The organism is Rhizobium oryziradicis, assembly GCF_001939045.1.
Taxonomy (GTDB): Bacteria; Pseudomonadota; Alphaproteobacteria; order Rhizobiales; family Rhizobiaceae; genus Allorhizobium; species Allorhizobium oryziradicis.
Genome location: NZ_MKIM01000025.1, coordinates 173,260 through 181,617, shown reverse-complemented (window position 1 = coordinate 181,617; position 8,358 = coordinate 173,260). Strand labels below are relative to the sequence as shown.

Here is an 8,358-nt window from a genome sequence, read left to right as displayed (position 1 = left end):
AATAAAACGATAACGTACATGCGACAAAATAAGATCTAAAGCCTGTCGCAGTGAATCCTATTCGCCGCGACAGGCTTTAGTTCATGCAAGAAATCGGCTTTTTTCTCCGACATAGTCCATCAAGAAATAAAAGGTCCGGCTGCGTTTTCGGGTGGATGTGGGTCTGAGCGCGCTATAGCGTGGGGGTCAACCGGTATGCGTTAAACAACATACCGTCTTTGAGCCTTGGGATAAGGTGTCCTTCGTTCCAGACAGGAGAGTGGTGTGGCGCAAAAGCAGATGAGTGTGCAGGAATGGGCGATGCTGGTGGTGCTCTCCATTCTGTGGGGTGGATCGTTTTTGTTTATCGGCATTCTGGTCAAGGTGTGGCCGCCTTTTACGATTGTCACGGCGCGCGTCGGCTTGGCCGCTTTTGCGCTTTGGATCATCGTCGGTGCATCAGGCGTGCCTATTCCGAAGAGCCCAAAGGTCTGGCTGGCCTTTTTGGGCATGGGGCTTTTGAACAATGTGATCCCCTTTTGCTTGATTGTCTGGGGGCAGACCCGCATTCCCGGAGGCTTAGCTGCCATTTTCAATGCCACCACACCGCTGTTTGGCGTTATTATTGCACATATGCTCACAGTGGATGAAAAGCTCACAGCCAATCGGCTGGTTGGCGTTCTGATTGGCTTTTGCGGCGTGGTGGTAATGATTGGTCCGGCGGTGTTCAGCCATTTTGGCGGAGATACCCTGGGTCAATTGGCGGTGATGCTGGCTGCAGTGTCCTACGCGTTTGCCGGCATTTTTGGACGCCGGTTTAAAGCCATGGGTCTGCCGCCGCTTCTGCCCGCGGCAGGGCAGGTCACAGCCTCCACGCTGGTGCTTTTGCCGCTCGTGCTGTGGCTCGACAAGCCCTGGACCTTGCCAGTACCGGGGCTGGAAACCATTGGTGCGCTGCTGGGTCTTGCTCTTTTGTCGACCGCGGTGGGCTATGTGCTGTTCTTCAAAATTCTGGCGACGGCCGGGGCAACGAACCTGATGTTGGTCACCATTCTTATTCCGCCCAGCGCCATTGTCCTCAGTGCCATTGTGCTGGGCGACCATGTGGAGCCACGGCATTTGGCGGGGATGGTGTTGATTGGACTTGGGCTTATGGCCATTGATGGTCGTATTTGGCAGCGCTTGCACAAGCGCAAGGTGGCGACGTAAACGGCGGCTAGCAATTTTGTGATCCGCAGCGGCAAAAAGAGCAGAAAAGCGGATTTTCTGTCATGTTATTTTCATGAGATCCGCTTCTGTGGCTTGACCAAATCCAATAAAAAAGCAATTTTTGGGCCAGTTCAGATTTCCAAAAATCCAAAACGGGAACAAAAGAAGTCCGAGAGGGAATTGTAGGGGAGTTTTTCGTCCGCCATGGCCCTATCTGCCAATCTTTTCCTTCGTCAAAACCAGTCTCTGGTCATGACACCGCAGCTGATGCAGTCGATTCAGCTGTTGCAGATGACCCATTTCGAGCTTCTTCAGTTCATCGCTCAGGAAGTGGAAAAGAATCCACTGCTTGAAATTGCGCCAAATGATGACTCTGTGGGCAGCAGCGATACGTCCCGCGATGGCGAAGTTGAATCCCTCGCCCTGACGGCGACTGCGGATGGCTTGGAAAGCGATTGGTATGAGCGCAGCGGCGACGGTGTGCTGAATGATCGGCTGGATGCCAATTACGATGCCAGTTTTGGCGATGATAGCGCCAGCCAAAAACTGGACTCGCCCGAAATGCTCGATCAGTGGAAATCCATGCCGGGCACCCTTTCTGATGGCGGCGAGGGTTATGACCTTGATGATTTTGTGGCTGGCAAGGTGTCGCTGCGCGAACATTTGGGCCAGCAACTTCCATTCGTGCTGTCATCGCCCGGTGATCGGCATGTGGCGCTGGTGTTGATTGATCAGTTGGATGATGCTGGCTACCTGCGCGTTGATCTGACGGAGGTGTCGAGCCAGTTGGGCGTTCAACTGCGCGATGTTGAGCGGATTTTGGCAACGCTTCAAACCATGGAGCCTGCCGGGATTTTTGCCCGTGATCTCGGCGAATGCCTCGCCATTCAGCTTGGTCAGCGCGATCGGCTCGATCCGGCCATGGCGACATTGGTGAAAAACCTCGACCTGCTGGGCAAGCGCGATTTTGCCACCCTTAAGCGGCTGTGTGGTGTGGATGAGGAAGATCTGCTGGATATGCTGGCAGAAATTCGCAAACTCAATCCCAAGCCCGGTGCGGGCTTTGAAAATAGCGCATCAGAAACCGTGATCCCGGATGTTTTGGTGTCCAGAGGGCCGGATGGCAGCTGGCTGGTGGAGTTGAATGCCGAGACATTGCCGCGCGTGTTGGTCAACAACACCTATTTTGCGCAGATCAAGCAAAATAGCACCAAGGCCGAGGGAGAGCAGGGGTTTTTGGCTGAATGCCTGCAAACGGCCAATTGGCTGACCCGCAGTCTGGATCAACGCGCCAAAACCATCATGAAAGTGTCTTCGGAAATCATCCGCCAGCAAGACGCTTTCCTGCGCTATGGTGTCGATCACTTGCGCCCGCTCAATCTGAAGACCGTGGCCGATGCGATTAAAATGCATGAATCGACCGTCAGCCGTGTGACGGCCAATAAATATATGCTCACGCCGCGCGGGCTTTTTGAGCTGAAATATTTCTTCAGTGTCTCGATTGGTTCCGCGGAAGGCGGAGACAATCATTCCGCCGAAGCCGTGCGCCACCGTATCCGCGCTTTGATTGCCCAGGAAAGCGCCGACAGCGTTTTGTCAGACGATGATATTGTCGATAGCCTGAAAAAGGGCGGTGTGGAGCTGGCGCGTCGCACGGTGGCCAAATATCGCGAAGCGATGAATATTCCCTCCTCGGTGCAGAGGCGGCGCGAAAAGCGGGCCATTGCCAAGAACGCCCCTTGAGGGTGAAGGAAGGTTGAGCAGCACTGCAAAGCGCGCAATTGTGGCTAAAACCGACAAGCTTTGCGTGTTGCTGTGGTGGCAATCCAGTCCACATTGTGGGTTTAACGGGACGCCGCACCAAATTTGGTCTTTTTGAGTGAGATGATTAACAAAACGTTGACATTTTGGTATAGGGCTATTAATGGATAGCTCCCAAAAGCGGAACCGATTTTGGGATGGCAATATGTATAAAATCAAACGGTTACGCGAACCGTGCGGGATAAAAATATATGCCGCGCGCAGTCGGTCTCGCCACAAACTCTCCTCGTTTCCTCGAAAAATCTAACTTTAGTATGAAGTGATAAGCTCTTGCCCGCAGACGTTCAAGAGGGTTTTGTCTTTGCTGACAGAATCGCTTGGATGTGCCTCGAGGTTGGCGTAAACTCATTTTGTAAATCACGATAAGAAGGGAAACTCCATGAGTGTACGCGTCACCGGCAAGCATATGGAAATTGGCGATTCTTTCCGCGAACGGATTGAAACCCAGATCTCAGATGCCGTAAGCAAATACTTTGACGGGGGGTATTCCAGTCAGATCACGGTTACCAAATCAGCCTCGCGGTTTTCCGCAGACTGCGCCGTGCATCTCGATACGGGTATCAATCTGCATGCAACAGGCGAAGCTGTTGATCCTCAAGTGGCTTTCGATAGCGCCGCCGAGCGCATTGAAAAGCGCTTGCGCCGTTACAAGCGCAAGCTGAAGGACCATCATAGCGCGCCTGCCAACACCGAAATTGGCTATACGGTGATGGATGCAGTGCCGGAGTTGGACGAGGAGGTGCCGGAGGATTATGCACCAACCATCGTGGCAGAAAGCACCAAGAAGCTGAAAACGATGTCTGTTGCCAGCGCAGTTATGACGCTGGACATGACCGACGAGCCTGTTGTTCTGTTTAGAAGCCCGGGCAAGGAAGAGTTGAACATCGTCTATCGTCGTCAGGACGGCAACATCGGCTGGATTGATTCCGCTACAATAAAGGGCTGATTAAGCCCTTCGAAAGCGGTGGCCGACCACCGCTTTCTCTACACTTATGTCGGTGGGATAAGGATTTTCAAAATGGCCTTGGCAGATTTGCTGCAGCACGATGCGATCATACCCGCCCTGAGGGTCAATTCAAAAAAGCAGCTCCTTCAGGAATTGGCCGCCAAAGCCTCTAAACTTATCGGAATCCCGGAGCGCGAAATTTTTGACGTGATTCTTCAGCGCGAAAAATTGGGATCCACCGGCGTTGGCAATGGCATTGCCATTCCGCACGGCAAGCTGACCAATATCTCCAGTATCAAGGGTATTTTTGCCCGTCTTGAGACGCCGATTGATTTTGAAGCCCTCGACGAGCAGCCTGTTGATCTGGTGTTTCTGCTTCTGGCTCCGGAAGGGGCAGGGGCGGACCATCTCAAAGCGCTGTCGCGCATTGCGCGCGTGCTGCGCGATCAGGATCTGGTGGCCAAGTTGCGCGCCAGCGATAGCGATACCGCTATCTACACCTTCCTCAATCAGGATCAGGCCTCCAACGCAGCCTGATGGCGCTACAATCTGCATGAAAAAAGCGCCGCGCATGTTTTGCGCGGCGCTTTTTTTGAACCTGGCTTTTCAGCCTGATCAGCTTCAGGCTATTTCACCCTTTGGGCCGCCCTTGGCAACGCCCACCATGGCCGGACGCAGCACGCGCTCGCCAATGGTGTAGCCAGCCTGAACCACCTGCGTCACCGTGTTGTTTGGAACATCAGGGTTTGGCACTTCGAACATGGCCTGGTGGAAATTCGGATCGAACTTCTGGCCCTCCGGCTCGATCTTCTTGACGCCGTGGCGCTCCAGCGTCGAGAGCATGGCGCGTTCGGTCATTTCCACGCCTTCAATCAGAGCGGCCAGGCCTGCTTCGGCAGCTGCACGGGCTTCAGCGGGCACGGCGTCAATGGCGCGGCGCAGATTGTCGGAAACCGCAAGCATATCGCGGGCAAAACCCGTCACAGCATAGGCCTTGGCATCCTTGACATCGCGTTCGGTGCGGCGGCGCAGATTGTCCATGTCAGCGGCAAGGCGCAAAAAGCGGTCCCGCAGCTCGGCATTTTCAGCCTGCAGGCTGGCAATCATATCGAGGTCCTGCGCGTCATTGTCCACCTCTTGGGTGTCCTCGTGCATAGGTGCTTCTGTCTGCGCTTCTGCGGCAGCGTCAGGTCCGTTTTTGTTGGTTTCGTCGGTCATGACGTTCTCCGGAATACTGGTTTCGTGTCCGTGCCCGATATCAGGGTTCGGAGACGAAAAATCAAGGGTTCAATGGTGATCAGGGTGCGTGAAGGCGTGATTAAAAATTGCGGGCATAAGGATATCAATGCCCGCTGCGGGTGAGTTTGGCCATGACCTGGGCGGTGTAATCCACCATGGGCACGATTCTGGAATAGTTCAGACGGGTGGGACCAATGACGCCCACGGCCCCGACAATACGGTCATCGCCATCGCGATAAGGTGCGACAATCAGCGACGAGCCGGAGAGTGAAAACAGCTTGTTCTCAGAGCCAATAAAAATGCGCACACCGGGGCCGCTATCGGCAAGGTTCAAAATCTCGATCAGGCTTTCCTTACGCTCCAGATCGTCAAACAGCAAACGCAGACGGTCGATATCCTCGGCCCCTGCCAATCCCTCCAGCAGGTTGGCACGGCCGCGCACAATCAGCCGCGTGGCTTTGTCGCCATCTTCGCCAGCCCAGATGGCCAGACCGCGTGCGACAAGATCTTGCGAAAGTACGTCCAGTTCGGTTGATACCTGTTCTTTCAGCTTCTCCAATTGGCTGCGCACTTCATGCAGGGTTTGCCCGCTCAAATGCGCATTGAGAAAATTGGCCGCTTCGGTCAATTGCGAGGCAGTGACACCTGCAGGCAGCTCGATAATGCGGTTTTCGACCTGATTATGCTCGCCCACCAGCACAGCAAGCGCCTTGGTTGGCTCCAGCCGAATGAATTCGACATGTTTCAGTGCCGGATCAGCCTTGGCGGCCACCACCAGCCCCGCACCACGCGACAGGCCGGAGAGCATGCGGCTGGCTTCATTATAGAGGGTCTCAACCGGCTGATCCTCGGAAGACCGCATCTGCCGCTCAATCGAGCCGCGCTCATCCTGCGTAAGGCTGCCAACCTGCATGAAGGCATCGACAAAGAAGCGCAGGCCCGTTTGGGTTGGCAGGCGGCCGGCGCTGATATGCGGCGCATAAATCAGGCCCAGCTCTTCCAGATCGCTCATCACATTGCGCACCGAGGCGGGCGACAGCGACATGGGAAGAATGCGCGACAAATTTCGCGATCCCAAAGGCTCACCTGATTCGAGATAGGTTTCGACGATCCGTCGAAAAATCTCCCTGGATCGTTCGTCCAGTGCCGTGGAGACATCTCTTGCCGTAATCGCACTCTTCCCCATGTTGAAAAATATCACCCATCATTCTTGCCTCTTAATATAATGGCTGATTTACCGATCACAACGGCTTTTGCGGATGAAGTGCTTCTTTCAAAGCGTCATACCGGCTTTTCCTTTGCAAAACACCCCAACCACTCGTAGAAGGCAGCAACACAGGTCTGTTGAGGAGATGAAAATGCGGCCATCAGGCAGAAAAACCGATCAGATGCGCAAGGTATCCTTTGAGCGCAATTTTTCCAAACATGCTGAAGGCTCGTGCCTCGTGAAGTTTGGCGATACCCATGTGCTGTGCACGGCAAGCCTTGAAGACCGCACGCCACCATGGCTGCGCAACACTGGCAAAGGCTGGGTCACCGCAGAATATGGCATGCTGCCACGCGCCACGGGTGAGCGCATGAAGCGTGAGGCATCGTCTGGCAAGCAGAGCGGCCGCACCCAGGAAATTCAACGCCTGATTGGCCGCTCCTTGCGCGCCGTTGTCGATCTGGAGGCGCTGGGCGAACGCCAGATCTCCATCGATTGTGATGTGATTCAGGCCGACGGCGGCACCCGCACGGCTGCGATTACCGGCGCATGGGTTGCCCTGCATGATTGCCTGAAATGGATGGAAGGCCGCAACATGATCAAGGTTGATCGCGTGCTGAAAGATCATGTGGCAGCTGTTTCCTGCGGTATCTTTGCCGCTCAATCGGTGATCGATCTGGACTATCTCGAGGATTCCTCTGCCGAGACCGATGCCAATTTTGTCATCACCGGTGCGGGTGGCATTGTTGAAATTCAAGGAACGGCCGAAGGCAAGCCCTTTAGTCAAGATGAGTTCCTGACGCTGTTGGGTCTGGCCCAGACCGGCATATCCGAGCTGGTTGCGCTGCAAAAGCAGGTTATTGCTGGCTAAGGGGTCCGCTATGACGATCGGCATTGAAGGCATTTTAGAGACAGCGCTTTACGTGGATGATCTCAGCGCTGCCGAGGCGTTCTACGCAGGCGTTCTGGGTCTTGAGGTGATTGTAAAGCAGGCGGAACGGCATGTGTTCTTTCGCTGCGGTCCCGGTGTGCTTTTGCTCTTCAATGCCGATCACTCCCGCATTCCTGCCGGAGAAAACATGTTGCCTGTGCCAGCCCATGGCGCTTATGGGCAAGGCCATGCCTGTTTTCGCATGGCGCGGGCAAACATGGATGGCATGGTTGCGCATCTCGGCAAAGCCGGTGTTGCCATCGAGGCAGATTTTCTCTGGCCCAATGGCGCGCGCTCGATTTATTTCCGCGATCCGGCGGGCAATAGTTTGGAATGTGCCGAAGCGCGGCTGTGGCAGATTGATGAGGATTGAATATGCGCAAGCTTGAAACCAAAACCATTGTTGTCGCCAGCCACAATGCTGGCAAGATCGCGGAAATTGCCGATCTGATTGGTCCCTTTGGCTTTTCGGCCAAGTCGGCCAAGGATCTGGGCTTTGTGGAGCCAGAGGAAGCCGGCACGACCTTTGAGCAAAATGCCGCCATCAAGGCGCTGGCCTCGGCCAAGGCCTCTGGCCTGCCTGCACTGTCGGATGATTCCGGTCTGGTGATTGACGCTCTCGGTGGCGCACCCGGCGTTTACACTGCCAATTGGGCTGAGCGCGAAGACGGCAGCCGCGATTTTCAAATGGCCATGGCCAAGGTGGATAAAGCTCTGCAAGACAAGGGCGCATCGGAGCCTGATGCCCGGCGCGCCCATTTCGTCAGCGTGTTATGTCTGGCATGGCCCGATGGCCATACCGAGTTTTTCCGTGGCGAAGTTGAGGGCACGATTATTTGGCCACCGCGCGGCACCTCTGGCTTTGGCTATGATCCGATTTTCCAGCCCAAAGGCCATGCCACCAGCTTTGGTGAGATGAGTGCTGAGGAAAAGCATGGCTGGAAGCCGGGCGACGTGCAAGCCCTGTCGCACCGTGCCCGTGCGTTCAAGATTTTTGTCGAAACCTGCCTGGACGCCTGAGGATTT

Annotated in this window: 9 protein-coding genes; 7 read left to right on the top strand and 2 right to left on the bottom strand. The window is 55.0% G+C overall.

The window, feature by feature from the left end:
• Positions 1 to 279 precede the first annotated feature (279 nt).
• From BJF95_RS08795 to ptsN, 4 genes are all read left to right on the top strand, one after another.
• A complete protein-coding gene (locus BJF95_RS08795; RefSeq protein ID WP_075639082.1) occupies positions 280 to 1,188 on the top strand; it encodes a DMT family transporter in 909 nt (302 codons plus the stop codon).
• A gap of 204 nt (positions 1,189 to 1,392) precedes the next feature.
• Positions 1,393 to 2,931 (top strand): RNA polymerase factor sigma-54, encoded by a 1,539-nt coding sequence (gene rpoN, locus BJF95_RS08790; RefSeq protein WP_075639081.1) that lies wholly within the window; start codon positions 1,393 to 1,395, stop codon positions 2,929 to 2,931.
• 457 nt (positions 2,932 to 3,388) lie between these two features.
• On the top strand, positions 3,389 to 3,955 hold the full coding sequence (hpf, locus tag BJF95_RS08785; protein ID WP_075639080.1) for a ribosome hibernation-promoting factor, HPF/YfiA family: 567 nt from the start codon (positions 3,389 to 3,391) through the stop codon (positions 3,953 to 3,955).
• A 72-nt stretch (positions 3,956 to 4,027) separates the two neighbouring features.
• Positions 4,028 to 4,492, top strand: coding sequence for a PTS IIA-like nitrogen regulatory protein PtsN (gene ptsN / locus BJF95_RS08780; protein WP_075639079.1), 465 nt, complete (start codon positions 4,028 to 4,030; stop codon positions 4,490 to 4,492).
• Between the two features lie 84 nt (positions 4,493 to 4,576).
• Here the strand turns inward: ptsN and grpE are convergent, their stop codons facing one another.
• Complete coding sequence (grpE, locus tag BJF95_RS08775; RefSeq protein WP_075639078.1) at positions 4,577 to 5,173, bottom strand: nucleotide exchange factor GrpE; 597 nt, start codon at positions 5,171 to 5,173, stop codon at positions 4,577 to 4,579.
• Positions 5,174 to 5,297: 124 nt separating this feature from the next.
• Positions 5,298 to 6,380: a heat-inducible transcriptional repressor HrcA gene (gene hrcA, locus BJF95_RS08770; protein ID WP_075639077.1), complete on the bottom strand. Its 1,083-nt coding sequence runs from the start codon at positions 6,378 to 6,380 to the stop codon at positions 5,298 to 5,300.
• Positions 6,381 to 6,552: 172 nt separating this feature from the next.
• Between hrcA and rph the strand changes: the two genes are divergently transcribed.
• From rph to rdgB, 3 genes are read left to right on the top strand one after another with little or no spacing between them, the layout of a single operon-like run.
• Positions 6,553 to 7,272, top strand: a complete 720-nt coding sequence (rph, locus tag BJF95_RS08765) for a ribonuclease PH (protein ID WP_075639347.1) — start codon at positions 6,553 to 6,555, stop codon at positions 7,270 to 7,272.
• A 10-nt stretch (positions 7,273 to 7,282) separates the two neighbouring features.
• A complete protein-coding gene (locus BJF95_RS08760; RefSeq protein WP_075639076.1) occupies positions 7,283 to 7,705 on the top strand; it encodes a VOC family protein in 423 nt (140 codons plus the stop codon).
• Positions 7,706 to 7,707: 2 nt separating this feature from the next.
• Entirely contained in the window at positions 7,708 to 8,352 is a 645-nt protein-coding gene (rdgB, locus tag BJF95_RS08755; RefSeq protein ID WP_075639075.1) for an RdgB/HAM1 family non-canonical purine NTP pyrophosphatase, read from the top strand.
• Positions 8,353 to 8,358 lie beyond the last annotated feature (6 nt).

Bases quoted from the DNA above. Each gene is read 5' to 3' on its own strand.
- rph (WP_075639347.1), top strand. From the start codon at position 6,553: ATGCGGCCATCAGGCAGAAAAACCGATCAGATGCGCAAGGTATCCTTT.
- BJF95_RS08795 (WP_075639082.1), top strand. From the start codon at position 280: ATGAGTGTGCAGGAATGGGCGATGCTGGTGGTGCTCTCCATTCTGTGG.
- hrcA (WP_075639077.1), bottom strand. From the start codon at position 6,380: ATGGGGAAGAGTGCGATTACGGCAAGAGATGTCTCCACGGCACTGGAC.
- rdgB (WP_075639075.1), top strand. From the start codon at position 7,708: ATGCGCAAGCTTGAAACCAAAACCATTGTTGTCGCCAGCCACAATGCT.
- BJF95_RS08760 (WP_075639076.1), top strand. From the start codon at position 7,283: ATGACGATCGGCATTGAAGGCATTTTAGAGACAGCGCTTTACGTGGAT.
- rpoN (WP_075639081.1), top strand. From the start codon at position 1,393: ATGGCCCTATCTGCCAATCTTTTCCTTCGTCAAAACCAGTCTCTGGTC.
- ptsN (WP_075639079.1), top strand. From the start codon at position 4,028: ATGGCCTTGGCAGATTTGCTGCAGCACGATGCGATCATACCCGCCCTG.
- grpE (WP_075639078.1), bottom strand. From the start codon at position 5,173: ATGACCGACGAAACCAACAAAAACGGACCTGACGCTGCCGCAGAAGCG.
- hpf (WP_075639080.1), top strand. From the start codon at position 3,389: ATGAGTGTACGCGTCACCGGCAAGCATATGGAAATTGGCGATTCTTTC.